Raw genomic sequence first — 25,412 nt, forward strand, 5'->3', positions numbered from 1 at the left:
GTGAGCCCCCGGCCATGCCCACAACACCTGAAATGTCGATGGACATGACGACCGTCGGTGACACCGGTCTCCTCGACACGCTGCAGCACGAGGTCGCGGTGTTCGCCCGCCGTGCCGAACAGACCCGGCTCGGCGGCGTCGGGCAGGTGCGCAACTCCATGGACCGTGCCGCGTACCTGCTGCTCAACCGCCTCGACAACGAAGGCCCGATGGGCGTCAAGGCGCTCGCCGCGAGCATGGGCATCGACTCGTCCACGGTCACCCGGCAGGTGGCCCCGCTCGTCGACACCGGCCTGGTCAAGCGGACCTCGCACCCCGAGGACGGGCGCGCGGTGGTGCTCCAGCTGTCCCCGCGCGGGCAGTCGCGTCTCGAGGAAGTACGGTCCTCCCGGCGTCAGTTGATGGCCGAGCTGACGGAGGACTGGGCGCCGGAGGAGCGCGAGTCGTTCTGTGCGCTCCTCACCCGCTTCAACACCGCGCTGTCCTCCCGGATGGCGGCGCAGGGCCTACCGGGCGCGGAGCCGTCGCCGGCCGCTTCCTGAGCGTCGGCCCGACCGCGCGGCGACGCACGCGCGCGTGGCGGCTGTGCGATGGCGGTTCTGCAGCGGCTCTCCCCTCGCTCTCCCGTGACCTTCCGACGACTTTCCGGCGGGCGTGCGCGGCTCTTGACCGAAAGCCCGCCCCTGGCCTCATATGAGACCGGGCCATATGGCCCTCCAGGGGGACGCCGTCAGGCGGGAGGCTCGGTGTGCGAGAGACGCGTACGGCCCAGGAAGCCCGCCGGGCCAGGGAGTTCGAGACGTTCGTCGCGGGCGCGGGCGGGCGGCTGCTGCACGCCGCCACCCTGCTCACCGCGGAGGCTCCGCACGACAACCCGCGCGCGCGTCGTCTGCTGACGCTCGCCCTTGCGCGCACGTACGCGTGCTGGGACCGGCTCCACGGCGAGGACCCGTACAACCGGGCCCGCGAGTATCTGGCCACCCGCTTCGCGCACGAGGCGTGGCACCAGTACGCGTGGCAGCTGTACGACGCTCTGCCCCTGGCCCGTGCCCGCCCGCACTCCGCCTCGGGCGCGCTGGCGCGGCTCACTCCGCAGGAGCGCCTGATCCTGGTCCTGAGGCTCTACGAGGGCGTCGCCGAGGAACAGGTGGCGGCGCTGCTCGGGCTGCCGACGGAACGGGTCCGCACCGCCTGCGACCGGGCGACGGCGACGCTGTTGCATCCGCCGCGGGGACCCGCGCGCGCGGTGCGCCGGGCGAAGGCGGCGGCCTCGTGAACCGGGCCGAGCGGGAGGCCGCGGTACGCCAGATCATGGAGCGGACGGCGCCGCACGTGCCGACGGACCTCCACGCGGACGTCGTACGCCGCGGCACCCGTATCCTGCGCCGCCACACGCTCGCGCTGCGACTGCTGTGGCTGCTGCTGTTCGCGGCGACCGTGGCGTTCGTCGTCTGGGCGGCGGTGGCCGAGCCCTGGGTGGAGCCGCCGTCACAGACGACCCCACCGCTCACCGACTGGTAGCCCCCGAGACCGCCGCCGGACAGGCTCTAGCCGAGGGCCTGCTGCAGGTCCTCGAGGAGGTCGTCGACGTTCTCGATGCCCACGGAGAGACGGACGAGGTCGCCGGGCACCTCCAGCGCCGAACCGGCCACGGACGCGTGCGTCATGCGCCCCGGGTGCTCGATGAGGGACTCGACGCCGCCCAGGGACTCACCGAGGGTGAAGACCTTGGCGCGGTTGCAGACCTCGACGGCCGCCTCCTCGCCCCCGGTGACCCGGAAGGAGACCATGCCGCCGAACGCCCGCATCTGCTTGGCGGCGACCTCGTGACCGGGGTGCTCCGGCAGGCCCGGGTAGAGCACGTTCGTCACGCGCGCGTGCCGGGTCAGCATGTCGGCGACCTTGGCGGCGTTCTGACTGTGCCGGTCCATGCGCACCGACAGCGTCTTCGCGCCGCGCAGCACCAGCCAGGAGTCGAAGGGCCCGGCGACCGCGCCCATCGCGTTCTGGTGGTACGCCAGTTCCTCGCCGAGGGCCTCGTCGGCGGTGACCAGCGCGCCGCCGACGACGTCGGAGTGGCCGCCCATGTACTTCGTCAGGGAGTGCACGACGACGTCCGCGCCGAGCGACAGCGGCTGCTGCAGGTACGGCGTGGCGAAGGTGTTGTCGACGACGAGGCGGGCCCCCGCGTCCCGGGCGACCTGGGCGACGGCGGCGATGTCGGTGATGCCGAGGAGCGGGTTGGAGGGGGTCTCCACCCACACGGCCTTGGTCTTCGGGGTGATCGCGGCCCGTACGGCGGAGGCGTCGCCGGTGTCGGCGACCGACCACTCCACGCCCCAGCGGGCGACGACCTTCGCGAAGAGACGGAACGTGCCGCCATAGGCGTCGTTCGGGATGACCACGTGGTCGCCGGGGCTGAGCAGCGTGCGCAACAGGCAGTCCTCGGCCGCCAGTCCGGAAGCGAACGCGAGGCCTCGGCGGCCGCCCTCGAGGGCCGCGAGGTTCTCCTCCAGGGCGGTCCTGGTCGGGTTGGCGCTGCGGCTGTACTCGTAGCCGCCGCGCAGTCCGCCGACGCCGTCCTGCTTGTAGGTCGAGACCTGGTAGATCGGCGGGACGACCGCGCCGGTGAGGGGATCGGCGGTGTTGCCCGCGTGGATCGCGAGGGTCTCGAAGTGCTGACTGATGTGCCTGTCGCTCATGGGCACCGAGCGTAGTCCGCTCACGCGCCCGGCGTGGGACGGCCGCCGGACCGATCGCGGGACGGCTCCCCGGCCGGTCGCGGGGACGCCGGCCGGAACGGAGGTTTTCCACAGGTGCGGGGGCGGGTTGGCCAATTGTCGGCGCCGTCTGGTTCGCTTGTGGCATGGAGATTCTCTGGGTCCTGATGGCGGTGGTCCTGATCGGCTTCGTGCTGCTGCCGTTCCTGCGGCGCAGGCGCGGCCAGCTCGAGCTGGTTCCGGCTGATCACCCGGACGCCGCGGACCCGGCGACCTACGGTTTCGTGCGCACGGAGGAGCTGGACATCCGCATGCCCGGCCCCGACCAGGACCTGCTGGACGTCCTGGACGTGGTGCAGCACACGCAGGACTACCGGGCGGCCCAGCAGCTGCTGGCCGGCACGGAGACCGAGGGCGAGCTGCGCTGGCAGCGCGTGCAGGCCTTCGCGGGCGCGGCGGCGCTGGAGCTGCAGCAGCGGCCGGGCGGGGTCGGCGAGATACCGGGCGGGCAGTGGCTGCGGGTGTGGCGGACGGAGGCGCCGAAGGACGCGGGCGGTGCGGCCGTGCACGCCGAGTTCCTGGTGCAGCAGGCGTGGCGCACGTCCACGCCGGGCACGGACGACTTCCGGATCATCATGGAGGAGGCGAAGGACGCCTGCGGTCAGGCGGCGCTGCTGTCCCCCGGTGATCCGATCCCGTACATCGTCGAGCTGTCGGTGGCCCGCGGTCTGCGGTACTCGCAGGCCGACTTCGAGCAGCTCTGGCTGAAGATCCTGGACCGCGCCCCGGCGCACATGGGGGCGCATCTCGCGGCTCTGCACTACTGGTGCGAGAAATGGCACGGCTCGCGGGAACTGGCGTACTCGTTCGCGGAAGCAGCGGCGGCAAGAGCGCCCCAGGGCTCCCTCCTCGCGGCCATGCCCCTCTTCGCGGTCTTCGAGCACCTGCCCGAGGTGAACCTCGTCGGCAGCTTCTACCAGAGCGAGGTCGTGACGAAGGCGATGCACGGCGCGCTGTTCGCGGTGCACGCGGCCCGGGCCGACGACCCGATGCTGGCGCACGTCCGTCACCTGCTGGTCTTCTTCCTGGTGCGCGCCGAGCGCTGGTCGGAGGCGATGAACCAGCTCATCCACGTGGACGGGCATGTGGGCGCCCTCCCGTGGACCCTCTCCCCCGACCCGGCCGCGGAGTTCGCGGTCTACCGCGCGCTGGCGGTGGCGGGCTACGAGGCCAACGGCGGCAGCCCGGCGAGCCTGCCGCACTGAGGCGGGCCGGACGTCGGCCACGGGCTCGCGACGGGGGTCGGGCCCGGTCGGTTCGGCGCTGAGCCGCCGAGGGGTGACACCGCCTTCATCATGACAGGTCGGAGGCCGGTTTCGTAGGACGAAAGGCACAGCTCAGCAGCCTTGTCCGGCCGCTCCTGCGGCTCTCAGAATCGCCGTCATGGATCACACCGGCAAGGTCGATCAGGATGCGGTGCTGCGGGCCCGCACGATGTTGCTCGGATCAGCCAGACCGAGCGTCCGCCAACAAGTCGAGGCGTACCGAGTGCTTTCGGCGGTGAGTCCGCTGACGTACCTGCCGAAGCTGACCCGGGCACTGCTCTCGTACGGCTACGCGCCAGAGGTCCGGGACCGGCCGGAGGCGCGACTGGCGCGCCACGCCGAGGCCGCTGCCACGGCACGGCGCATCGACGCGGGCGAGCCCGACAGGACGGAGCTGCTCGTCCGTGCTCTGTCCGCGTACCGGTACGAGCTGTATGCCGCCGGACGCAGGGCCGAGGGCTTCGCCGTATGTGAGGAGATGGCCGAGGCCGGGCGATGGGGTTTCACGCACGGTCAAGTGCCAAGTCCGGTGTACGGGCACTGGCAGCTGGCTGCCGTGCTGGCCGAGGACGGCAATCACCGGGAGGCCGCGGAGCTCTGCGGACGACTGGTCCGGGCAGCTCGCTCGGAAGGCTCGGCGCAGGTCGATTTCTGGACCATGCTGGCGTGGACAGCCGAGCTGGACGCGGCCGGATGTCACGACACGGCTCTGACGGCCTTCGCGGACATCGTGGACGCCAGCCGTGCCGAGGTCGATGAGGGCGACTCGGCGCTGGCCATCCTGACGTGGCAACTGGTCCAACAGGCGGGGATGCTGGACGCCGCCGGCCGACGCGTGGAGGCGGGCAGGGCCCGACAGGACGCCTTGGCGCGCCTGTCCGAGCTGGACAGGACCGGGGAACGCAAGAGCTGGAGCAACATCCTGTCGTGGTGGACCACTCTGTACGCCCTGTCCGGTCGGCGGACGGAGCCCGTCGCGTCTCCGGGTGCGCCCGCGCCTGCGTTCGGCTTCCCGTTCCATGACTGGTCACCCGACGTCAAGCGGGCGTACTTCGACAGCCTGCCCGCCCTCGAAGAACAGGTCGCCGGTCTGAGAGAGGCGGCCAGGACCGACCCCCGCGAACACCTTCCCGCCCTGGTCGCCCTGCACCAGAGGCTCACCATTCGCTCAGCCCTTCACCGGGAGAACCACAGCTACCGCATCCTGAAGCCACTGCGCCCGATCTTCGACGAGAACGTGGCACTCGCGCGCCGCTCGGCCGGCATGGCAGCCACGGAGCAGAGCCTGGAGGCACTGGGACAGGCGTTGACCGGCCGTTCCATGTTCCTCCTCGCCGCCCACCAGTACGGCGAGGCCTACGACGGCTACCGCGAGGTCGTCGACCTGCTGGGTTGACCATCACGTGATCAGCGTGCGGCAAGGGCGTGATCGCGCGGCTCTTCAGGTGATTGCCGGACGTCTTGTGAGCCGGGCAGCCGCCACAGGGGTACGACGTCTCCGCAGAGGACGAACCCAGAACGCGATGAGGAGCTTGGTGATGTACGCAGCAGTCCGGCGGTACGAAGGGGTGACCGATTCAGCCGAGGCGGCACGTCTCGTGAACGAGGGGTTCGTGGCGCTCATGCGTCAGGTCCCCGGGTTCGTGGCCTACTACTGGATCGATGCCGGGGACGGAGTGATGGTCTCGACCAGCGTCTTCCAGGACCGGACCGGCGCCGACGAATCCATTTCGAGGGCTGCGGACTTCGTGCGGGACAACCTTGCGTCGCTCCTCCCCAACCCTCCGCAGGTCATGGCCGGCGAGGTGGTGGCTTCCGCATGACGGAGAGACAGCCCCGATGACCCGGTTCACCAGTCGTGCATGGTGCCGTCCCGCAGCCTGTTGACCGGCAGGTACGCCGGCTCGTAGGGGAAGCGGCGGGCCGCCTCGGGGTCCAGTTCGACTCCCAGGCCCGGGGTGTCGGACGGGTGCAGGAGTCCGTCCTCGAAGCGGAACGACGTGCGGAAGACCTCCAGCGTTCGCACGGAGTGCTGCATGTACTCCTGGATGCCGAAGTTGTGGACGGCCAGGTCCAGGTGGAGCGCGGCGGCCATGCCGACCGGGGAGATGTCGGTCGGGCCGTGCATCCCGGACTTGACGCCGTAGACGTCCGCGAGATCGAGCAGCTTCTTCATGGCGGTGACGCCACCGGTGTGGGTGACGGCGGAGCGCACGTAGTCGATCAGCCGCTCGCTGAGCAACGTGGTGTAGTCGTACACCGAGTTGAAGACCTCGCCGATCGCCAGGGGTGTCGTCGTGTGCTGCCGGATCAGGCGCAGGGCCGCCTGGTCCTCCGCGGGCGTGGCGTCCTCCAGCCAGAACAGGTCGTACGGCTCCAGCGCCTTGCCCAGCTGGGCGGCCTGGATCGGTGTCATCCGGTGGTGCCCGTCGTGCAGCAGGGGCAGCTCGGGACCGAACTCCGCCCGGACGGCCTCGAAGACGGACGGCATGTGCCGCAGATACGCGCGGGTATCCCAGGTCTCCACGAGCGGCAGGGGCCGCCCGCCGACGGCGGCTCGGCGCGCGGGCTCGTAGTCGTAGCGCTCGCCGCCCTCCGCGCCGGAGGCGGCCACGCCGTACACCGAGTCCAGGCCGGGTATGCCGCTCTGAATGCGGATGGCGCGGTAGCCCAGCTCCAGATGCTTGCGCACGGAGTCGAGCAGTTCGGGCACATCGCGGCCCGAGGCGTGGCCGTAGGCCAGGGCTCCGCTGCGGGAGGCGCCGCCGAGGAGCTGGTACAGGGGCATCCCGGCGCTCTTGGCCTTGATGTCCCACAGCGCGGTGTCGACCGCCGCGACGGCCGCCATGGTCACGGGGCCGCGCCGCCAGTACGCACCGCGGTAGAGGTACTGCCAGGTGTCCTCGATGCGGGAGGCGTCCGCTCCGACGATCAGGGGGATGACATGGCTGTCCAGGTAGGCCTGAACGGCGAGTTCCCGGCCGTTCAGCGTGGCGTCGCCGAGGCCGGTGAGGCCGTCCTCGGTGGTGATGCGCAGGGTGACGAAGTTCCGTCCCGGGCTGGTGACGATCACCTCGGCGGACACGATCCGCATGACGAGGTCCCCTCTCTTCGATCGGGTCAATTCTTCGATCGGGTCAATCGGTCGGGTGCCGCCGCGTGCGCCGGGCCAGTTCGGTCTGGACCTCGGCGACGATGCGTTCGACGGGCAGGGTCGCGTCGACGGTCATGCCGGCCTCGTCCTCCTGCAGTGGTTCGAGGTCCTCGAACTGTGAGGGCACCAGGGAGGCGGGCATGTAGTGCGACTGTCGGCCGGCCACGCGGGCGGTGGCCTCGTCCTGGTCGAGTTCCAGGTGCACGAAGAACGCGTCGGGGCGGGCCACGCGCAGCAGCTCGCGGTAGATGCGTCTGAGGGCCGAGCACGTGATCACCAGCCCTTCCTCCGAGCCCGCCGCCCGCATGCGGCCCGCGACGGCGGCCAGCCACGGACTGCGGCTGCGGTCGTCGAGACGGCCGCCGTGCTCCATCGACTCCACGTTGCGTCTGGGATGGAAGCGGTCGCCCTCTTCGAAGGGCGCCCCGAGCGACTCCGCCAGGTACCGGCCGACGGTGGTCTTGCCGCACCCGGTCACCCCCATGACGACGACGGGGGCGCGCCGCACCCGGATCAACGCGGCCATGGCGTCCCGGAAGCCGTCTCGACGGGCGCTCGGCAGGCCGTTCGGGTCGAACTCGTCCAGCCCCGCCCGAAGACGGTCGAGTACGGCGGGGTCCTGCAGTCGGCCGCCTCGGATCTCGGCGAGGATGGCCTCCGCGAAGGCCTCCGAGGCCGTCGGCAGTCCCTGGTCGACGGCGTAGGCCAGCCCCATGTGCAGCCACATGGCGATCGGCTCCGGCCGCGTGGGATAGCTCTGTACGGTGTCGGCGCCGACCGGGGCGCGCGCCGACGTGACCGTCGCCTCCTGGTGGCCGCCCGCCCAGTCCCGGTCGATCCGGTGGTTCAGGGCCATGACGACCGGGTGGGACAGACGCAGGAACAGCTCGTTGCGCGAGCCGGCCAGCAGGGTGTGGTGGAAGGCTGCGTCGACGTCCCGGAAGCGCTGCCGGATCGGGGCTCCTTCCCGCTGCCGCGCGAAGTCCGGTTCCTCGCTGAGGGCGAGCAGGGTGCGGGCCCGGCTGGTCAGGTCGTGACAGACCTCCGCGGATCTGCTCAGCGCCGCCAGCCTGGCCGCCCGGGGCTCGATCACCTCCCGCAGCTCGGTGAGCGACCGCATCTGGCTGTCGGGGGCCACCTCCAGACGCCACGCGATCACGTCGGGGTCCAGCAGGTCCCAACGTTCCAGCGCCTGAACGGTGGCTCCGATCCGCGGCTGCAGATTGATCAGGCCCTTCTGATGCAGCGTCTGCAGTGCCTCGCGCGCCATGGGCCGGGTGGTCCCGAACTCGTGCATGACGGCGTCCACGGTCAGGTGCTGGTCGCGCGGCTTGGCCCCTTCCACGATCTGACAGCCCAGTAGTTCCACCACCTTGGCGGTGGAACCCCGTGTCGCGTCCTCGGAATCCACGTGTGGGTCTGATTCAGCACCAGTCATGGCGAGAACGTTAGGTCACAGAGCAGCTCTGGTCAGCAGTCCGGACAATGCCTGAAGAAGCGCAGAGAGTCGTAAGGGCGCGCACCGGCGCGCACGCCTCCCCGTGGCCGCCCCCCTAAGCCCCCTCCCCCAGCGGTATGCCACATTAGAAGGCTTCTCTGGTACCGCTTACGTGGCTACGGTGGTCAGTCATCGGTCACACCCATTCGAGAGGTTCCGGTGGAGCCAATCCTGACGCAGTCGCAGGAGTGTCGTATGTCCGAACCGACCTCGCCCACGCCACCGCCGGAGCGGCTGTCCTTGCGCTGGGCTCTCATCTTCTTGGCCGCGGTGGTGGCGGGACTGCTGGCAGGGCTGCTGACGTACGCCCAGTCGGGCAACTGGCCCGGATCGCTCATGGCAGCGCTGGGCGCGAGCGGCGCGGCACTCGTGGGCCTGCCGCTGCTGCTCTGAGACGAGTCGCGGGGTTCCGGTCGGCGTGCGAGCCTGAAATCATGATCAGGAAAGCGTCCTCGCCTGTGCATATCGAGGCGGCTCTCGATCCTCGGTTGTCCAGATGGCTTTGGCTGGTGAAGTGGCTCCTCGCGATTCCGCACTACATCGTGCTGTGCTTCCTGTGGATCGCGTTCGTCCTCGTGACCGTCTTCGCGTTCTTCGCCATCCTTTTCACGGGCCGATATCCCCGGTCCCTCTTCGAATTCAACGTCGGCGTCATGCGCTGGAACTGGCGGGTCAGTTTCTACGCGCACACCGCGCTCGGCACCGACCGGTATCCGCCGTTCACCCTCGCGAAGGCGCCCGACTACCCGGCGCAGTTCGACGTCGACTATCCCGAGCGCCTCTCCCGTGGCCTGGTCCTGGTGAAGTGGTGGCTGCTGGCGATCCCGCAGTACATCGTCGTCGGGATGTTCGTCGGCGACTGGGCGTGGGGCTGGGGAGGCGAGGACGGCTGGCACGGCGGTGGCCTGATCCCCTTCCTCTCTCTGGTCGCCGTGGTCATCCTGGCGGTGACGGCCCGTTACCCGGTTCATCTGTTCGACCTGCTGCTCGGCCTGGCCCGCTGGGTCGCGCGGGTGGCCGCCTATGCCGCGCTGATGACCGATGAGTACCCGCCGTTCCGCCTCGACATGGGCGGACAGGCCTCCCCCCTGGCAGAGACCTCGGTGAGCGATTCCGGTCCCGGAGGGCCGTAGCGGCCGGGTGGCTCGCGGAAGTCGGCGCGCGTGGAATTCGGTTGCCTGCGGGGGGTCCGCGGGGGCTAGATGGCGGCATGGCTGACATTCAGGGCTCATACGACGGTCTGTTCACCGCGGTGCCCACGGCGCTGGGCGCCCTGCTGGACGGCGGGGACACCGGCGGTTCGGTGGCCGTCTTCGTGGACGGGGAGCCGGTGGTGGACGTCTGGGGCGGGTTCGCCGACGCGGATCGCACGGTGCCCTGGCAGCGCGACACGATCGTCAACGTCTATTCCGTCACCAAGACGATGACGGCCCTGTGCGCGCTGGTGCTGGCCGACCGCGGCGAGCTCGATCTCGACGCGCCGGTCGCCCGGTACTGGCCGGAGTTCGCCGCGGCGGGCAAGGAAGGCGTGCTGGTACGGCACGTGCTCGCGCACACCGCGGGCCTGCCCGACTGGGAGGGGTCGGTGGAGGAGGTCTACGACTGGCCGGCCGCCACGGCACGCCTCGCCGCCCAGGCGCCGCGGTGGGAGCCGGGCAGCGCGGCCGGGTACCACTCGCTCACCCAGGGGTTCCTGGTGGGCGAGGTCGTACGCCGGATCACGGGCCGGAGTCCGGGCGACTTCTTCGCCGCCGAGATCGCGGGACCGCTCGGCGCGGACTTCCGTATGGGGCTGCCGGCCGAGCACGACCACCGGGTGGCGCTGACGATCCCGCCCCCGTCCCGGGACGAGGACTACGTCGCGAGCGCGCCCGGCGGCGACCCGGCCCCGACTGCCGCGACCGCGTTCCGCGTCCGTGACGGCAACAGCGTGGCCTGGCGCCGGGCGCAGATCCCCGCGGCGAGCGGATTCGGCAACGCGCGCTCGGTGGCCCTCGTCCAGTCGGCGATGGCCTGCGGGGGTGCGGTGCGCGGGGTGCGGCTGCTGTCGCGGGCGGGCCGCGACCGTGCGTGGGAGGAACAGTTCAGCGGCCAGGACCGCGTTCTGGGCATGCCGATCAGCTGGGGCCTGGGCTACGGGCGGTTCGGCAACACCTACGGGTGGGGCGGCTGGGGCGGCTCGCTCGTCGTGATCGATCCCGAGGCGCGGATGACGGTGGCGTACGTGACGAACCAGATGCGCGAGCCCGCGGACGACACGCGGGGCATGGAGATCGCGATGTCCGTCTACGACGGCCTCAAGGGGCTTCAGGCCGGTGGCTGAGGCGGCGGAAGAACCCGTGGGCAGCGGCGATGGGAGCAGTCGGGTGTTCCTGATCGGCGGCGGGTGGGAGGAGACGGTCGCCGACGTCGTCCACGGACCGTTTCTGCGTGCCGTGGCGGCCGGTTCGATGAGGGCCGGCTCGGCGACCGGCTCGGGGGCCGGCTCGGGGGCCGGGGGCGGCTCCGGTCCGCGCGTCCTCTGTGTGCTCGTCGACGAGGGGGACGGCGCCGAGCAGTTCGCGCGGTACGACGTCGCCCTGCGGAAGGCCGGGCCGTGCACGCCCGTGCCCTTGCTGGTGCCGGTCGGGGAGCGGTTCGACGTCGGCGCGCTCTCCGGGGACGTGGACGGGGTGCTCGTCTGCGGTGGGCTGACGCCCGCGTATCAGGAGGCGTTCGCCGGAGAGCTCCGTTCCCTGCCTGCCCTGCTCGCCGAGCGACGTGTTCCCTACGCCGGATTCTCCGCGGGAGCCGCGGTCGCGGCGCGGGACGCGGTGGTCGGGGGGTGGCTGGTGGACGGGGTGGCCGTGTGTCCGCCGGACGCCGCCGAGGATCTCGAGGAGGTCGAGGTCCGGCCCGGGCTGGGGCTCGTGCCGTTCGGGGTGGACGTGCACGCCGCGCAGTGGGGAACGGTGGGGCGGCTGGCCGCCGTGGTGGCCGCCGGGCGGCTGGCGCACGGGGTGGCCATCGACGAGAACACCCTGGTGGAGGTCGGCGGCGGGGGCGCAGGCGGATCCGGGCGGGCGCGGGTGGCGGGGCTCGGGCGGGCCCACTCCCTGCGACCCGCTCCCGGGGGCGGCGTCGTCGTGCGGTCCTACGGCGACGGCGAGACGTTCCCCGTCGCCTGAGCCCTTGTCGGCGCCGCCCTCGGGTCGTCCGGGGCGCTCGTGCAGACGGTCACCCGGAACCCGCTGGCCAGTCCGCACGTGATCGGGGTGGGGCACGGCGCCGCCGCCGTGTCCGTGGCGGGCGGTCTCACGGCCGCCGCCCTCGTCTACGTCCTCGCCTGGCGGCGCGGGATGCAGCCGAACCGCTTGACCTGAACACCGGCGCGATCGCCGACGCCGCGGCCGAGGACGACCCCGAGGGCTGGGCCATCGCGTCCTGGTCCGTCGTACTGCTCGCGCTCGGGGTGCTGACGGCGTACGCGTTCAACGTGTTCGAGGACCGGCACGCCGGTGCGGAGCCGGCCGCGTGCCACGACGTGGCCAACACCTGGCCGATGTACGCGGCGGCGTACGCCGGGCTCCTCGCCACCCTCGCCGCCGTGACGCTCGCCGGCCGGCGGCTGCTGCGGCCGCTGCGCCCGCGCGGGCCGGTGCAGATGGCCGGGTTCGTGCTGCCGGCCGGGCTGCTGCTGCTCGGCCTCCAGGCGCTGATCGTGTGGTCGCTGTACCAGCCGTCCCCGGGCGGAACGATCAGTTGCGCGGGATGAGGCAGGGCCCCCGGCGTTCCTGCCGGGGGCCCTGCTCACCGTACGGTCCTCAGATCGTCGACGCGTCGATCACGAAGCGGTAGCGGACGTCGCTGCTGAGCACCCGCTCGTACGCCTCGTTGATCTCCTCGGCGCTGATCAGCTCGATCTCGGCGCCGAAGCCGTGCTCGGCGCAGAAGTCGAGCATCTCCTGGGTCTCCTGGATGCCGCCGATGCCGGAGCCCGCGAGGGTCTTGCGGCCGCCGATCACCGAGAACAGGTTGAGGTTGACGGGCTCCTCGGGCGCGCCGACGTTCACGAAGGCGCCGTCGGTGCGGAGCAGGGACAGGTAGGCGTCCAGGTTCAGCGGGGCCGAGACCGTGGACAGGATCAGGTCGAACGTGCCGGCCAGCTCCTTGAAGGTGTTCCCGTCGCTGGTGGCGTAGTAGTGGTCGGCGCCCAGCTTCAGGCCGTCCTCCTGCTTGCGCAGCGACTGGGACAGCACGGTCACCTCGGCGCCGAGCGCGTGCGCGATCTTGACGCCCATGTGGCCGAGGCCGCCCATGCCGAGGATCGCGACCTTCTTGCCGGGGCCGGCGTTCCAGTGCTTGAGCGGGGAGTACGTGGTGATGCCGGCGCAGAGCAGCGGCGCGGCCACGTCGAGGGAGAGGCCGTCGGGGATGCGGACGACGTAGTTCTCGTCCACGACGATCTTCTGCGAGTAGCCGCCGTAGGTGGGCTCGCCGTCCTTGCCGACGGCGTTGTACGTGCCGACGCCGCCGCCGGTGCAGTACTGCTCCAGACCGGCCTTGCAGTTGTCGCACTCACGGCAGGAGTCGACGAGGCAGCCGACGCCGACGCGGTCTCCGACGGCGTGCTTGGTGACGCCCGGGCCGACCTCGGAGACGACGCCCGCGATCTCGTGGCCCGGGACCATCGGGAAGATGGCCTCGCCCCAGCCCTCGCGGGCCTGGTGGATGTCGGAGTGGCAGATGCCGGCGAACTCGATGTCGATCAGGACGTCGAACTCGCCGACCGGACGGCGCTCGATCGTCGTGCGCTCCAGCGGAGCCTTGGCGGCGGGTGCGGCGTACGCGGCAACGGTGGTCATGCCGGGGGTCTCCTAGCGGGGGGTTGCGTAGTCCCGGCCTGCCTTTCGGGCCGGGGCTTGCGTCCAGCCTGCCTGACGGCACGGGAATCACCCAGGTCACACTTCTGCGTACGTCTGCTGTGCCTACCACTGGCGGGGTCAGGATCCTGTGCGTACGACCGGCGATACTGGACGGCATGGACGAACACCCCGAACCCGCCGGCGCCCCCCTTGACCGGCGGGCCGAGCTGAGCGAGTTCCTGCGCACCCGGCGGGCCCGGCTGAAGCCCGAGGACGTGGGGCTGCCGGACTTCGGACGGCACCGCAGGGTGCCGGGGCTGCGGCGCGAGGAGCTGGCGCAGCTGGCCGGGGTGTCCGTGGCGTACTACACGCGCCTGGAGCAGGGCAACGGGCGGAACGTGTCGGCGGAGGTGCTGGACTCGATCGCCCGGGCGCTGCGGCTGACGGACGCCGAGCACGCCCACCTCACCCACCTGGCGAAGCCGAAGCACAAGAAGAAGCAGACGGCACGGCCCCAGCAGGCGCGGGCGGCCCTGCGACAGCTGCTGGACACGATGGACGCGGTGCCGGCGTACATCATCGGGCGGCGCTCGGAGATCCTGGCGTGGAACCGGATGGCGGCGGCGCTCTTCGGCGACTGGGGGAAGCTGCCGGAGGCGGAGCGCAACTGGGCGCGGCTGACGTTCCTGCGCCCCGACTACCACGAGCTCTTCGTGGACTGGGAGCAGAAGGCGATCGACATCGTCTGCGCCCTGCGGATGGACGCAGGCTGCTATCCGGACGACCCACGGCTGTCGGCGCTGGTGGGCGAGCTGTCGGTGAAGAGCGAGGACTTCCGGCGGCTGTGGGCCACGCACGACGTCAAGGAGAAGAGCCACGGCGTGAAGCGGATGAGGCATCCGCTGGTCGGCGAACTCTCCCTGAACTTCGAGGGGTTCAGGCTTCTCGACGACGGCGAGCAGACGATGGTGACGTACCACGCGGAGCCGGATTCGGCCTCGGCGGAGGGGCTGCGGCTGCTGGCCAGCTGGGGCGCCGACGCTACTCGGGCGGGGTCCCAGGCGCCGTCCGCCTGAACGCACCGTCCGCCTGAACGCACCGTCCGCCTGAAGGCACCGTCGGCTGGCGCCGGGCCTGCCGGGGGCGGGGCCCGCCGCCCCCAGAGCCCCGCTTCGGCCCAGGTGACTCAGCCCTGGTAGGGCGGAGCCGCCCCCCAGCCCCACTTCGGCACCGGCTGCTCCGCCGGCGGCTTGGCGTCGGGGCCGGAGAAGTACACGGCCAGCCGAGTGCCCCATTCCACGTAGGCGAGGAACGCCGAACGGAACTCGGCGTCGGTCGGCAGCCCGGCCTCGTCGGCTGCGTCCTGGATGAGGTTGACCCAGCGGCGGCGCTGGGGCTCGCTGATGTCGCGGCCGAAATGTTTGGCCACCATGTGGCTGTGCCCGCCCTGGGTCGCCGAGTAGGTCTCCGGCCCGCCGAACACCTCCGCGAGCCACAGGGCGACATGCTCGGCGTGCTCGGGGGCGAGGCCCGCGAAGACCGGCGCGAGGAGGTCGTCGGCGAGCACCTTCGTGTAGAAGACCTCGGTCAGCCGGGCGAAGGCCTCCGCCCCGCCCGCCCACGCGTAGAGCGTGGGCACGGCGGAGCCCGCGCCGCGCACCGAAGTGGCCTTGTAGTGCCGCATCTCGTCGATGTCCTTGATGTACGGCCGGATCTCCGCGAGAAAGGCCGGGAACAGGTCCGAGGTGCGGAATCCCTGGAGATGGTCCTCGGTCGACGTCCAGGTGATCCGCAGGATGAAGTGCTCGAAGTCCTCCTCGCAGCGGGCGAGTTCGTAGTCGACGCAGTGCGGGGATTCGGCGAGCTGCCGCGCGGCGCGGCTGTACGCGGCGAGGAATTCCGCCGACCGGTCCGCGGGGATGCGGTACCGGATGTACTCGACTGTGGTGGGTGCGCTGGCTGTCTCGGCTGCCGTCATGGGCCCACGCAAACACGAAAGAGGCGGCGGAGGCTGCTGTTCCGGGGGCGTGTTCGCTCAGCGCACAGGAGACTCCCCCGGGCGCAGGGCGGGCGCTGGGGCGCGCGGGCGCGGCGCTTCCGTTTCCGCCCTCCCCAACTGGGCCGCCATGAGCCCCTGTTGAGAAGGATCCCACGCCCGACGGCTCGGAAATTCTTCGCTGTAGCGGGGTACGCCGGGCCCTCCGCGCCCCACTCCTCGGTCGACCGGGGAACTCCCCGGCCGGACCGAGGAGGAGCGAGGGTTCATGTTGTTCCGCATCGACCAGCGTCACCGTGCCGAGGACAGGGCGCTGGTCCAGCGCTTCAAGGCACATCCAGCACCGTCGCCGGAGCGCGACCGAGCGTTCGGTGAGCTTCTCACCCGCCACCGACGGCTGGTGCTCTCGTACTGCCGGCGCTGGGTCGACGATCCGGGCCTCGCCGAGGACGTCGCCCAGCAGGTGTTCCTGGCCCTGTGGAACGGGCTGGACCGCATGGAGAACCCGGACGGGCTGCACAGCTGGCTGCGGACGGTCACCCACCACCAGTGCACCGCGCAGTTCGCCGGTCCTGCGCAGGACCGCAGGCCCCACCGCAGGCTTCGTCCCCCGGAGGTCCTCGCGTCGCACGACCAGGCCCTGTTCGAGAACGCGGCGACGGTCGGCGAAGAGGAGGACAGCGTCCTGCTCGCCCTCCAGGTCGATCAGCTGGGCGCCGTCCTGGACCGGTTCGCGGGCGCCCTGCCTCCCCGGCTCCAGCCGGTCTACCGGCTGCATGTGCGCGAGGGCTGGGACGGCGAGGAACTGAAGCGGCGGCTCGGGGTTCCGGACGCCACGATGCGCCGGTTCAAGTCCGACCTGCTGACGGAGGAGTTGGCGCGGCTCCTCGTCACCAACCTCGTCGCGGCGGAGGCTTTGGACCGCGGCAGGGAGGCATCCTGCGGCCGGCTGCTCGACGTGCTGGGCGAGCGGAGGTCCGACGAACCGCTGACGCGCTCCCTCGTCCTGAAGGTCGACAAGCACCTGCGGCAGTGCACCGCCTGCGAAGTCCGCGAGGACCACTTCCGGCAGGAATGGCGTCGGACGCTGCCCCTGCTCATCAGCTCCGGCCTGCACGAGCCCGAGTCCGACCGCATCGAGCTCACGGCTGCCGCGCACGACCTCGCACACGACCTCGCCCGGGGCGGGCCACAGCCCCCTGCGGAGAGGGCGCGGCGTAAGGGACGCCTGCTCGCCGTCGCGCTGGTCGTCGTGCTGGGCGCGCTCGCGGGCGGCGTGGTCTGGCAGGCGGAGAGCAGGCGGTCCCCGGACACGGTCGTAACCGATCCCGACGCTCCCGGGTCGTCCGGCGGCCGACCGTCGTCGGAAAGCGCCCCGGACACCGGCTCCTGGTCACCCCACTCACCTGGCCCCGGCGACAGCGACGGCGACGGCGACGGCGACCGGGGCGCGGGGTCCAGCGCCAGGAAGAAGACGACTCCGGACGGGGGCAACCCCAGCAGCCACGGGAAGGGCGGGAAGGACGCGAAGGGCGGGGCCTACGGGAACGATGGGGACGCCGGCGGCTCGGGCGACCGCACCGGCACCGATCCCAGCGACGGGCCCAGCGACGGGCCCAGCCCCTCCGCCCCCGGCGAAACCGCCCCCTCCCCAGGCCCCGACCCCGCACCCGACCAGCCTCCCGCCGAGCCCGCGCCGCCTCCGTCCGCCCCAGCGCCTCCTTCGTCGGCCCCCGCACCGCCGCCGGCCAAGCTGGTCGTCCACCTCAACGCCCCTTCGGCCGGTGGTGTGACCGTAGCGGTCAACGGCGCCGGGGTCGGTACATGCTCCAAGGCCTACGAGGCGCCGGCGAAGGACTGCGCCTACACCGTCCACGTCGGTGACACCGTGCGGCTCGCGCCGCTCGACAGCCTCGTCACCTGGGGCGCTCCCTGCGCCGGCGGGGCCCCGGAGGCCGTGTGCGAATTCCCCGTCGCAGGGGACGTCACCACGAGCCTGACCACGAGTTACAACCCGGGCTGAGAAACATCCCCGAAGACGTGGGAAACGAGGGGACAAGTCCGCGGCTGCGCCCCACCACTCCGGTGCGCGGGACTCCTCCCGCGCACCGGATCCGCATCCGCATCCGCATCCGCATCCAGCCAAGGAGAGCAGCGATGCACAGCACCTCTGGAACCCCCTGGAAAGCCGGTCCCCCTACCTGGCGTAGTACGCGTCGTACACCGACACCGACCCGGTGTTCCCCTTCCGGTCCACTGCCGTCGCGCGGAAGGAGACCGACTCGCCCGCCGCCGGGTTCGTCACCGTGATCCGCCCGCCGGTCACCGGGCTCCTGGTCCAGGTCCTCCCGTGGTCGTACGACACCCACACCGTCAGCGAGCGGAGGTTCGTGCCGCGGGCCGCGCCCTCCACCGTCACCGATACCGGCGTCTTCCGGCCCGCCTCCGCCCTGCTGTCCGGACCCGTCGCCGCGCCGAAGCGGACCGTCGAGGCGGGGAGGGCCGTCACCGTGTCGCCCGTCGGGCGCTTCGAGCGGAACGTCCAGCTCGCCACGACCCGGGTCGTCGCCGTCGCGACCTGCACGCTCCGACTCACCGATGTCGTGAGGGTGTACCGGGCGTCGCCCGCCGGCACCTTGAACGCCTCCTCGCCGAACAACGGGTCCTTGTTCGTGCCGAGCCTGGCGCCGTCGCGGTAGAGGGTCGTCGCCACCTCCGTGAACCGGGACGAGCCCGCGTGGCCGGCGGAGTCGGCGAACAGGGGGAGGTAGCCGAAGAGGGTGTCGCCGTCCCGGAAGAGGCCGTGGCCGGCTGCCAGGTGCGGGCCTATGACGGCCCGGTTGAAGGTGTTCCTGTACGTTCTGCCGGGCTTCAGCGTGCGGGGGTCGCCCTGGGTGTAGTAGGCCTCGGCGATCGGCTGACCGTCCTCGTCCTTGGCGTCGCCGTACTGCTCGAAGTCGACCGTCCACTGGATCCTGTCGGACGTCGACACGTACAGGGTGCGGGCGGACGGGACGGGCTGGGCGACCGGGAGACCCAGGACCAGGTCCTCGGGAAGGCTGCCCCAGACTGTGAGGCCGCCGGTCTTGCCGGGCGCCGACGCGCCCAGCGTGTTCTGTACCGTCGCCAGTTCCGCCGCCTTGAAGTGGCGCACCCTCGCGCCCTGGATCGCGGGCGCCTTGGCCGTCGTCGCCACGTCGTACTCCGCCGTCGCGCCCTTGGCCCACTGTCCGCTCCAGGTCTGCGTCAGACCGTTCGTCGGCGGGCCCAGGTGGGCCATGCGCAGGTCGGCGAAGGAGCCCAGGCTCAGGCCCACGCCTGCGCCGGACGGACCGTGGAGGTAGGAGATCGTGGCCGACACAGGCTTCGCCCCGGCGTCCGGGACCGTGATGTCCGCGGTCCGTGTCCGCCGTGCGTCGATCGTCACCGTCGTGTCCCTGGTGACGTTCAGCTTCGGCTGGACCAGCCAGTCCACCCCGCCCTTGAAGCCGACCAGGTCCGCGGCGATCCACGCGTCCAGCAGGTAGCCGCCCTTGGGCAGGCGCAGGGTCGTCGTGCCGGAGGCCGCCGTCGGCGCCTGGTAGGCGCGGTCGGTCGCCAGGCCCGTGTAGCCGAGCAGGGCCGTGTCGTAGCCGGCCGCCGGGGCGCCGTCGCGGCCGATGTGCTTCAGCGTCACGTCGTACGACTGCACCTCGCGCTGCACGGCGGCGGCCGTACGCACGGACTGTCCGCCGCCCGTCGCCGTCACGTACGCGGAGTACGCGCCGTCGCGCGTCCCGCCCAGCCGGGTGTCGACCCGTACGCCGGCCTTCGCCTCGCCGCCGGCCGGGACGGTCACCGTGCGCGCCCCGAGCGTGAAGAAGCCTGCGGGGGCCACCCTGCCCCTGGGGTCGGTCGCCGTGACCGTCAGCTTCAGGGTGACGGCCTTCGGGCCCAGGTTGCGGTACGTCAGCTGCTGCGTCACCGGCTTGTCGTCGGTGTGCGGCCACCGCTGGACGCCGAAGCTCAGCGACACCGGGTCCGCGACGACCGTCTGCCCGATCGCCCTGTCGACGCGGATACGCCCCGATCCCTGCGCGTAGGGGGTGAGCCCGCCGGCGCCCTGCGCCGAGCCGACCAGCGCGCCCTTGAGCTGTGTGTACGTCCACGTCGGGTGCCGCTGCTTCAGGATCGCCGCCGCGCCCGCCACATGCGGGGCCGCCATCGACGTACCCGACAGGGTGAGGTAGCCCGGCGGCTTCTCGCCCTCCTCCCGTGCGAGGAAGCTGCCGTGCGCGGAGGCGGCCGTGATGTCGACTCCGGGTGCGGTGACGTCGGGTTTGATCGCGCCGTCGCCGACGCGCGGGCCGGTGCTGGAGAACTCCGCGAGCCGGTCCCTGCCGTCGACCGCGCCGACCGTCAGGGCCGCGTCGGCGGCGCCCGGTGAACCGAGCGACTCCGGGCCGGAGTTGCCTGCCGCGATGGTGAAGAGGATGCCCTTCTCGGCGGACAGCTTGTTCACCTCCGCCTCCATCGGGTCGGCGCCCGGGGCGTCCGGGCCGCCGAGGCTGACGTTGACGATGTCGGCGCCCTGCTGGGCCGCCCAGTCCATGCCGGCGATGATCGAGGAGTCCTCGCCCTCGCCCTCGTCGTTCAGCACCTTCGCGTTGAGGAGCTTGGCTCCCGGGGCGACGCCTTTGTACTTCCCCGCGGACTTCGCGCCGGTGCCGGCCGCCGTCGACGCCACGTGCGTGCCGTGTCCGAAGCGGTCCTTCGCGTCGGCGGCCGTGGAGAAGTTCTTCTCCTCGACGACCTGGCCCTTGAGGTCGGGGTGGGTGGTGTCGATGCCCGTGTCCAGGACGGCGATCCTCACGCCCTTCCCGTCGTAACCGGCCGCCCACGCCTTGGGGGCGCCGATCTGCGGGACCGATCTGTCGAGGCTCGCGCGCCGGATCCCGTCGAGCCACACGTGCGCGACGCCGACGGCCGCACGGTCGCCGTTCGTCACCGCCTCCCACAGCTCGGGCGTGTTCTGCTGCGGGGTCTGCACGGCGTCCGCGTTGAGGGACGTGAGGGTGCGGCGGACGGTGCCCGCGTCACGGACGTCGGCCCTCGCCGCCGTGGCGGCGCCCTGGTAGCCGACGATGACCTTCAACGCCGTACCGCCGCGCGCGGACCCGCTCAACTCGGTGACGTCGAAGAGCCGGCTGTCCAGCCTGCCCGCCGCGACCAGGGCGGCCGCGTCCGCCGGGATGACGAGGGTGTGGCCGGCCCGCCTGCGGATCTGCACGGGAATGTGGGCGCGCCCCGGAGCGCGGGAGAGGCCGACGACCCGCCCTCTGCCGTCGACGGTGACCCGGTCGCCGGTGATGAGGGTGAGGTGACGCTGCCGATCGATCCCTCTGGCAGCACCGCCACCGGCACCGGCACCGGCACTGGCACCGGCACTGGCATGGGTTGTGGGCTCGGCTGCCACCGGGCCGATCGAGCCCGCGAAGAGTAGGAGTACAGCGACGACAACCGCCGCTCGGACATGCGTCATTGCACGCTTCATGCGCAAACCCCCCGGAACACCTAGAAGTATGCCGGGGGGTGATCAGACGCATCAATACGCCAGAAGTACGCCAAACTTGAGGACTACCACGTCAGAGTTACCGCGTCGGAGTTACCGCGTCGGAGTCACCGCGTCAGACTTACCGCGTCAGGCCGACGCCGCGTTCTCCTTCACCGTGATCTTCCCCTTGCGGATCGTCGCCACGCGCGGGGCCTTCTTCGCGATCGAGGAGTCGTGAGTGACCATGATGAAGGTCAGCCCGTGCTCCTTCCACATGGTGTGCAGCACGTCCATGATCTCGTCGCGCATGCTCTCGTCGAGGTTGCCGGTCGGCTCGTCGGCGAGCAGCACCTTCGGCTTCTTCACCAGCGCGCGGGCGATGGCGACGCGCTGCTGCTGGCCGCCGGACATCTCGGACGGCAGGTGCCCGAGCCGCTCGCCGAGGCCGACCGACGTCAGCGCCTCGGCGGCTCGTTCGCGACGCTCTTTGGGCTTCACGCCGAGCGGGACGAGGGCGGTCTCGACGTTCTCCTGCGCGTTGAGCGTGGGGATGAGGTTGAAGGACTGGAAGACGAAGCCGATGTTCTCGCTGCGCACCTTCGTCAGCCTGGCCTCGGAGAGCTTGGCCAGGTCGACGCCGTCCAGGACGACCTCGCCCTCGGAGGGCCGGTCGAGCGCGCCGATCATCTGCAGCAGCGTGGACTTGCCGCCGCCGGTGGGGCCCTGGATGACGAGCCGGTCGCCGTCCGGGATGGTCAGGTCGACGCCGTCCAGGGCGTGGACCGTCTCCTTGCCCCGGGTGTAGCGCTTGGTGACGCCTCTGAGTTCGTACATGGGGACAACAACTCCTGGAGCTGGTAGGTGGGTTGGCTACTCGACGCGGCGCAGCGCGTCCGCCGGACGCAGTCGCGAGGCCCGCCAGCCGCCGAACGCGCCCGCGATCAGACCGCCGGCCACGGCGAGAGCCACCGCGATGGCCACCGTGGTGACGCTCACCGGCGCGGTCAGCGCGACGTCGAGGGTCTTGGCCGCCGCCCGGCGCCCGGGACCGCCGAAGCCGGCGCCACCGGGACCGCCCTGGCCGCCGCCCCCGCCGCCCAACTGGGCCTGCAGCGTGGGGCTGACGGCGGTCACGGCGTAGGCGCCCGCCAGGCCGAGCGCGATGCCCAGGGCGCCGCCCAGCAGGCCGTTGACCATGGCCTCGCCGACGACCTGCCGGGTGACCCGGCCGGACTTCCAGCCCAGCGCCTTGAGCGTGCCGAACTCGCGGACGCGGCGGGAGACCGCCGAGGAGGTGAGCAGACCGGCGACCAGGAAGGCGGCGATCAGGACGGCGATGGACAGCCACTTGCCGACGTTGCCGGCCAGGGAGGAGGCCGTGGAGAGGGAGCCGGAGACGGTGTCGGCGAGGTCGGCGGAGGTCGTCACCGTCGTACCCGAGACGTTCTTCTGGATCGTCGACTTGACGTTGTCGATCTTCTGGGAGTCGGTCGCCTTGACGTAGATCGTGGTGACCTTGTTCTTCGAGTCGCTCAGCGTCTGGGCCTGGGCCAGCGGGATGTAGACGTTGGCGGCGGCGTCGCCGCTGTCGGCCGTGGCGATGCCGATCACCGAGAACGTGACCTTGCCGATGGTGAGCGTGGAGCCGACCTTGAGCGACTTCTCCTTGGCGTACGCGGAGTCGAGGACGGCGACCTTGCCGGTGGTCTCGGTGGTCTTGAAGGTGCGGCCGCTGGTGATCGTGGAGGAGGTCAGCGGGCCGAGTGCGGGCTGGGTGACGTCGGCGCCGTAGACGGAGTAGTTGTTGACGTCGAAGTCGGCGCCGCCGCCCTGCACTTCACCCTGCGGCCGGCCGCTGCCCTGACCGCGGTCGGGACCGCCCTGGCCGCCGCCGTCGGCGCTGCCGTTGCCGCTGCCGTTCTGCTGGAACTGGCCGCGGGTGAACTGGCCGTTGATCTTGATGACCTGAAGGCTCAGCCCGCCGACCGCGTCGGAGACGCCGCTCTGCTTGCCGACCTTGGCGACGGTCGCGGTGGACAGGGTCTGGAAGCCCTGCACCAGGACGCGGTCGGTGCTCTGCTCGGCGTCGGAGTCGTTGTCCTGCGCGTCGAACTGGAAGCGCGGCCGGTCCGAGGCGTTCGCGGTGGGCGCCGCCGCCTTGGTGACCGTCATGTCCGTACCCAGGCCGTACAGCGACTGCAGGACCTTGTCCTGCGCCTTCCCCATGCCGGAGGACACGGAGGTGACCACGATGACCAGCGCGATGCCCAGCGCGAGGCCGGAGGCGACGACGAGGGCCGCTTTTCTGCGGCGGCGCAGTTCGCGCCTCAGGTAGGTGAAGAACATGGCCGCAAGGTAGGTACGGCGCGTGATGAAGCCATAAGGCCGACATAAGAGAACGATGAGAAGGCTGTGGCCGCCCCCGGAAACACCGATGCCGCCCCTGGGGGCGGCATCGGGAGTCTGTGCGTCAGCTGTGCGGACCGGCCGTCAGGATCCCTCTCAGACGGCCGAACCCGCCTTCCACTGCGCCCAGTCCATGTTCCAGCCGTTGAGGCCGTTGTCCGGCGCGACCGTCTTGTCGCCGGTGTTGGAGACGACCACGACGTCACCGACGATCGAGTTGGTGTAGAACCAGTAGCCCGACGTGCCCGTGTCGTTGGCGCCCTTGGTGTCGGACAGGCCCACGCAGCCGTGGCTGGTGTTCACCGAGCCGAAGATGGACTTCGCGCCCCAGTAGTTGCCGTGCACGAAGGTGCCGGAGTTGGTGAGGCGGATGGCGTGCGGCACGTCCTTGATGTCGTACTCGCCCTTGCCGTCGTCGTCGGTGAAGCCCACGGTCGCGCCGTTCATGCGCGTCTCCTTGAACTTCTCCGACATCACCATCTTGCCCTCGTATGTCTTGTTGTCGGGCGAGCCGGCGGAGATCGGGATGGTCTTGATGACCGCGCCGTTGTGCGTGACCTTCATCTGCTTGGTCTTCGCGTCGACGTAGGAGACCTGGTTGCGGCCGATCTTGAAGGTGACCGTCTTCTGCTGGACGCCGAAGACACCGTTGGCGCCCTCCACACCGTCGAGCGCGAGCTTCAGCGTGACGGTGGAGTTCTCCTTCCAGTAGTCGTCGGGCCGGCAGTCCATGCGCTGGGCGGAGAACCAGTGGCAGACGACTTCCTGACCGCTGGTGGAAGTGACCGTGACGCCCTTCTGGACGGCGGCCTTGTTGGTGATCGCCTTGTTGAAGTTGATCGACACCGGCATGCCCACGCCGACGGTCGAGCCGTCCTCGGGGGTGAAGTTGCCTATGAAGCTGTTGTTCGGGGAGACCGTGGTGAACGAGGCGTTCTCGTGGGCCGCGAGACCCGCGGAGTCCTTCGCGCTGGCCGCCACCTTGTAGGTGGTGGAGCGCTCCAGCTGGCTGTTCGGCTTCCAGCTGGTCTTGTCGGCGGAGAGCGTGCCCTGGACGGCGGTCCCCTCGGCGGTGGTCATCGTCACCTCGGTGAGCGTGCCCTTGCTCACGGTGACGGCCGCCGAGTTGTTGATGGAGGCGTTGTCCGAGCCGTCCGCAGGTGTGATCTTGATCTGGGCCTCGGACGACTTCTTGGCCGCCGCCTCGTCGGCCTTGGCCTGCGAGGAGCTGCCTCCGCCGTCGGAGGCGTCGCTGTCGCCGCCGGAACACGCAGAGAGCACCAGAACACCGCCGAGCAGTGCGGACGCGGCCATGAGACCCCGACGCCGCCTACTGTCCGTCATCACACGCTTCTCCATCGTTGCCGATTACAGAACCCCGGGAGTCCCCGTCAGGAAACATCAACGCCACGACCGGTTCGGCCCGTTCCACATTTCCCGAAGGTGTGGGGCACGCCACGTTCATGGCGCGGTTGGTGCGGGTGTCGGTTCGTGCGCCTGCTGAGACGAAGAAACCCCGGAAGGCGGTTGCCGTCCGGGGTCACGGTTTCCCCAAGACGCTCAGCCGATGCCGACCTCTTCGTCGTCCGACTCGTCGTCGGACTCCCCATCATGGTCGACATCATCGTCGTCGAGGTCCCACTCCGGCGAATCCGGGTCGTAGTCGATCCGCTCGCTGGACCAGGAGGCCTGCTGGAGCTCCACCCCGGGAACCTGACTGACCAGGTCGAACGGGTCGACGAGATAGGCGAGGGCCTCGGCGGTGTCTTCCGTCACAGCGCCTTCGGCGTGCGCGCGCTCGTCGTCCGGCAGCTCCGCGTCCGCGGCCAGCCGCCGCAGGGCCGCCGCGCCCACGGCGTCGTCGTCGTGAATTTCGAGCACGAGCTCCACCCGAAGCCGTACAAAACGTGATGTCTCTGCAGTGTTCATGGCCGGA

The 25,412-nt window shown here is 71.1% G+C and carries 23 protein-coding genes and 1 pseudogene; 14 read left to right on the top strand and 10 right to left on the bottom strand.

Annotated elements, in window-relative coordinates; translation table 11 throughout:
* Positions 1–32: 32 nt before the first annotated feature.
* The 3 genes from ACIBAF_RS07700 (at position 33) to ACIBAF_RS07710 (ending at position 1,521) form a co-directional block, all read left to right on the top strand.
* Positions 33–542 (top strand): MarR family winged helix-turn-helix transcriptional regulator, encoded by a 510-nt coding sequence (locus tag ACIBAF_RS07700; protein ID WP_399462384.1) that lies wholly within the window; start codon positions 33–35, stop codon positions 540–542.
* Positions 543–748: 206 nt separating this feature from the next.
* Positions 749–1,276: a sigma factor-like helix-turn-helix DNA-binding protein gene (locus ACIBAF_RS07705; RefSeq protein ID WP_399462228.1), complete on the top strand. Its 528-nt coding sequence runs from the start codon at positions 749–751 to the stop codon at positions 1,274–1,276.
* The gene (locus ACIBAF_RS07710) at positions 1,273–1,521 is read left to right on the top strand and encodes a hypothetical protein (protein ID WP_399462229.1); all 249 of its coding nucleotides are present in this window, start codon (positions 1,273–1,275) and stop codon (positions 1,519–1,521) included. The genes ACIBAF_RS07705 and ACIBAF_RS07710 overlap by 4 nt, the downstream gene beginning before the upstream one ends.
* A 26-nt stretch (positions 1,522–1,547) precedes the next feature.
* Here the strand turns inward: ACIBAF_RS07710 and ACIBAF_RS07715 are convergent, their stop codons facing one another.
* Positions 1,548–2,702 (bottom strand): cystathionine gamma-synthase, encoded by a 1,155-nt coding sequence (locus tag ACIBAF_RS07715; RefSeq protein ID WP_399462230.1) that lies wholly within the window; start codon positions 2,700–2,702, stop codon positions 1,548–1,550.
* A 164-nt stretch (positions 2,703–2,866) separates the two neighbouring features.
* Between ACIBAF_RS07715 and ACIBAF_RS07720 the strand changes: the two genes are divergently transcribed.
* The 3 genes from ACIBAF_RS07720 (at position 2,867) to ACIBAF_RS07730 (ending at position 5,868) form a co-directional block, all read left to right on the top strand.
* Entirely contained in the window at positions 2,867–3,985 is a 1,119-nt protein-coding gene (locus ACIBAF_RS07720; protein ID WP_399462231.1) for a hypothetical protein, read from the top strand.
* 178 nt (positions 3,986–4,163) lie between these two features.
* Positions 4,164–5,441 carry a hypothetical protein gene (locus ACIBAF_RS07725; RefSeq protein WP_399462232.1) on the top strand — a complete coding sequence of 426 codons (1,278 nt, stop codon included), beginning with the start codon at positions 4,164–4,166 and terminating at the stop codon, positions 5,439–5,441.
* Positions 5,442–5,583: 142 nt separating this feature from the next.
* Positions 5,584–5,868 carry a hypothetical protein gene (locus tag ACIBAF_RS07730; protein WP_399462233.1) on the top strand — a complete coding sequence of 95 codons (285 nt, stop codon included), beginning with the start codon at positions 5,584–5,586 and terminating at the stop codon, positions 5,866–5,868.
* A gap of 26 nt (positions 5,869–5,894) precedes the next feature.
* Here ACIBAF_RS07730 and manD read toward each other — a convergent pair whose 3' ends face one another.
* Together manD and ACIBAF_RS07740 are read right to left on the bottom strand one after the other, a co-directional pair.
* The gene (gene manD / locus ACIBAF_RS07735; protein ID WP_399462234.1) at positions 5,895–7,139 is read right to left on the bottom strand and encodes a D-mannonate dehydratase ManD; all 1,245 of its coding nucleotides are present in this window, start codon (positions 7,137–7,139) and stop codon (positions 5,895–5,897) included.
* Positions 7,140–7,182: 43 nt separating this feature from the next.
* The gene (locus ACIBAF_RS07740) at positions 7,183–8,610 is read right to left on the bottom strand and encodes a gluconokinase, GntK/IdnK-type (protein WP_399462235.1); all 1,428 of its coding nucleotides are present in this window, start codon (positions 8,608–8,610) and stop codon (positions 7,183–7,185) included.
* A 282-nt stretch (positions 8,611–8,892) separates the two neighbouring features.
* Between ACIBAF_RS07740 and ACIBAF_RS07745 the strand changes: the two genes are divergently transcribed.
* The 6 genes and pseudogenes from ACIBAF_RS07745 to ACIBAF_RS07770 all read left to right on the top strand — a co-directional run bounded on the left by ACIBAF_RS07745 (position 8,893) and on the right by ACIBAF_RS07770 (position 12,451).
* Positions 8,893–9,090, top strand: coding sequence for a hypothetical protein (locus ACIBAF_RS07745; RefSeq protein ID WP_079660116.1), 198 nt, complete (start codon positions 8,893–8,895; stop codon positions 9,088–9,090).
* Positions 9,091–9,131: 41 nt separating this feature from the next.
* A complete protein-coding gene (locus tag ACIBAF_RS07750) occupies positions 9,132–9,830 on the top strand; it encodes a DUF4389 domain-containing protein (protein ID WP_399462236.1) in 699 nt (232 codons plus the stop codon).
* Between the two features lie 77 nt (positions 9,831–9,907).
* Positions 9,908–11,020: a serine hydrolase domain-containing protein gene (locus tag ACIBAF_RS07755; RefSeq protein ID WP_399462237.1), complete on the top strand. Its 1,113-nt coding sequence runs from the start codon at positions 9,908–9,910 to the stop codon at positions 11,018–11,020.
* Positions 11,013–11,864: a hypothetical protein gene (locus tag ACIBAF_RS07760; protein ID WP_399462238.1), complete on the top strand. Its 852-nt coding sequence runs from the start codon at positions 11,013–11,015 to the stop codon at positions 11,862–11,864. Before ACIBAF_RS07755 ends, ACIBAF_RS07760 begins: the two co-directional genes overlap by 8 nt.
* Positions 11,865–11,879: 15 nt before the next feature.
* Positions 11,880–12,059, top strand: a pseudogene (locus tag ACIBAF_RS07765) (iron chelate uptake ABC transporter family permease subunit); the annotation flags it as partial.
* A gap of 89 nt (positions 12,060–12,148) precedes the next feature.
* Positions 12,149–12,451 (top strand): hypothetical protein, encoded by a 303-nt coding sequence (locus ACIBAF_RS07770; RefSeq protein ID WP_399462239.1) that lies wholly within the window; start codon positions 12,149–12,151, stop codon positions 12,449–12,451.
* Between the two features lie 49 nt (positions 12,452–12,500).
* Here the strand turns inward: ACIBAF_RS07770 and ACIBAF_RS07775 are convergent, their stop codons facing one another.
* Positions 12,501–13,541 carry an NAD(P)-dependent alcohol dehydrogenase gene (locus ACIBAF_RS07775; protein WP_399462240.1) on the bottom strand — a complete coding sequence of 347 codons (1,041 nt, stop codon included), beginning with the start codon at positions 13,539–13,541 and terminating at the stop codon, positions 12,501–12,503.
* A 176-nt stretch (positions 13,542–13,717) separates the two neighbouring features.
* Between ACIBAF_RS07775 and ACIBAF_RS07780 the strand changes: the two genes are divergently transcribed.
* Positions 13,718–14,617 carry a helix-turn-helix domain-containing protein gene (locus tag ACIBAF_RS07780; RefSeq protein ID WP_399462241.1) on the top strand — a complete coding sequence of 300 codons (900 nt, stop codon included), beginning with the start codon at positions 13,718–13,720 and terminating at the stop codon, positions 14,615–14,617.
* Positions 14,618–14,727: 110 nt separating this feature from the next.
* Here ACIBAF_RS07780 and ACIBAF_RS07785 read toward each other — a convergent pair whose 3' ends face one another.
* Positions 14,728–15,519 carry a group II truncated hemoglobin gene (locus ACIBAF_RS07785; RefSeq protein WP_399462242.1) on the bottom strand — a complete coding sequence of 264 codons (792 nt, stop codon included), beginning with the start codon at positions 15,517–15,519 and terminating at the stop codon, positions 14,728–14,730.
* Between the two features lie 286 nt (positions 15,520–15,805).
* On the opposite strand from ACIBAF_RS07785, the gene ACIBAF_RS07790 reads away from it, so the two are divergent.
* Positions 15,806–17,560, top strand: a complete 1,755-nt coding sequence (locus ACIBAF_RS07790; protein ID WP_399462243.1) for an RNA polymerase sigma factor — start codon at positions 15,806–15,808, stop codon at positions 17,558–17,560.
* A 174-nt stretch (positions 17,561–17,734) separates the two neighbouring features.
* Here the strand turns inward: ACIBAF_RS07790 and ACIBAF_RS07795 are convergent, their stop codons facing one another.
* The 5 genes from ACIBAF_RS07795 to ACIBAF_RS07815 form a co-directional block, all read right to left on the bottom strand.
* A complete protein-coding gene (locus ACIBAF_RS07795) occupies positions 17,735–21,070 on the bottom strand; it encodes a S8 family serine peptidase (protein ID WP_399462244.1) in 3,336 nt (1,111 codons plus the stop codon).
* 147 nt (positions 21,071–21,217) lie between these two features.
* Positions 21,218–21,904, bottom strand: coding sequence for an ABC transporter ATP-binding protein (locus ACIBAF_RS07800; protein WP_399462245.1), 687 nt, complete (start codon positions 21,902–21,904; stop codon positions 21,218–21,220).
* A 36-nt stretch (positions 21,905–21,940) separates the two neighbouring features.
* Positions 21,941–23,416 carry an ABC transporter permease gene (locus ACIBAF_RS07805; protein ID WP_399462246.1) on the bottom strand — a complete coding sequence of 492 codons (1,476 nt, stop codon included), beginning with the start codon at positions 23,414–23,416 and terminating at the stop codon, positions 21,941–21,943.
* Positions 23,417–23,572: 156 nt separating this feature from the next.
* Entirely contained in the window at positions 23,573–24,835 is a 1,263-nt protein-coding gene (locus tag ACIBAF_RS07810) for an Ig-like domain-containing protein (protein ID WP_399462247.1), read from the bottom strand.
* Between the two features lie 201 nt (positions 24,836–25,036).
* Positions 25,037–25,405, bottom strand: a complete 369-nt coding sequence (locus tag ACIBAF_RS07815) for a hypothetical protein (RefSeq protein WP_399462248.1) — start codon at positions 25,403–25,405, stop codon at positions 25,037–25,039.
* Positions 25,406–25,412: the final 7 nt, after the last annotated feature.

This window comes from Streptomyces sp. NPDC051677, from assembly GCF_044453465.1.
In the GTDB taxonomy this organism is placed as follows: Bacteria; Actinomycetota; Actinomycetes; order Streptomycetales; family Streptomycetaceae; genus Streptomyces.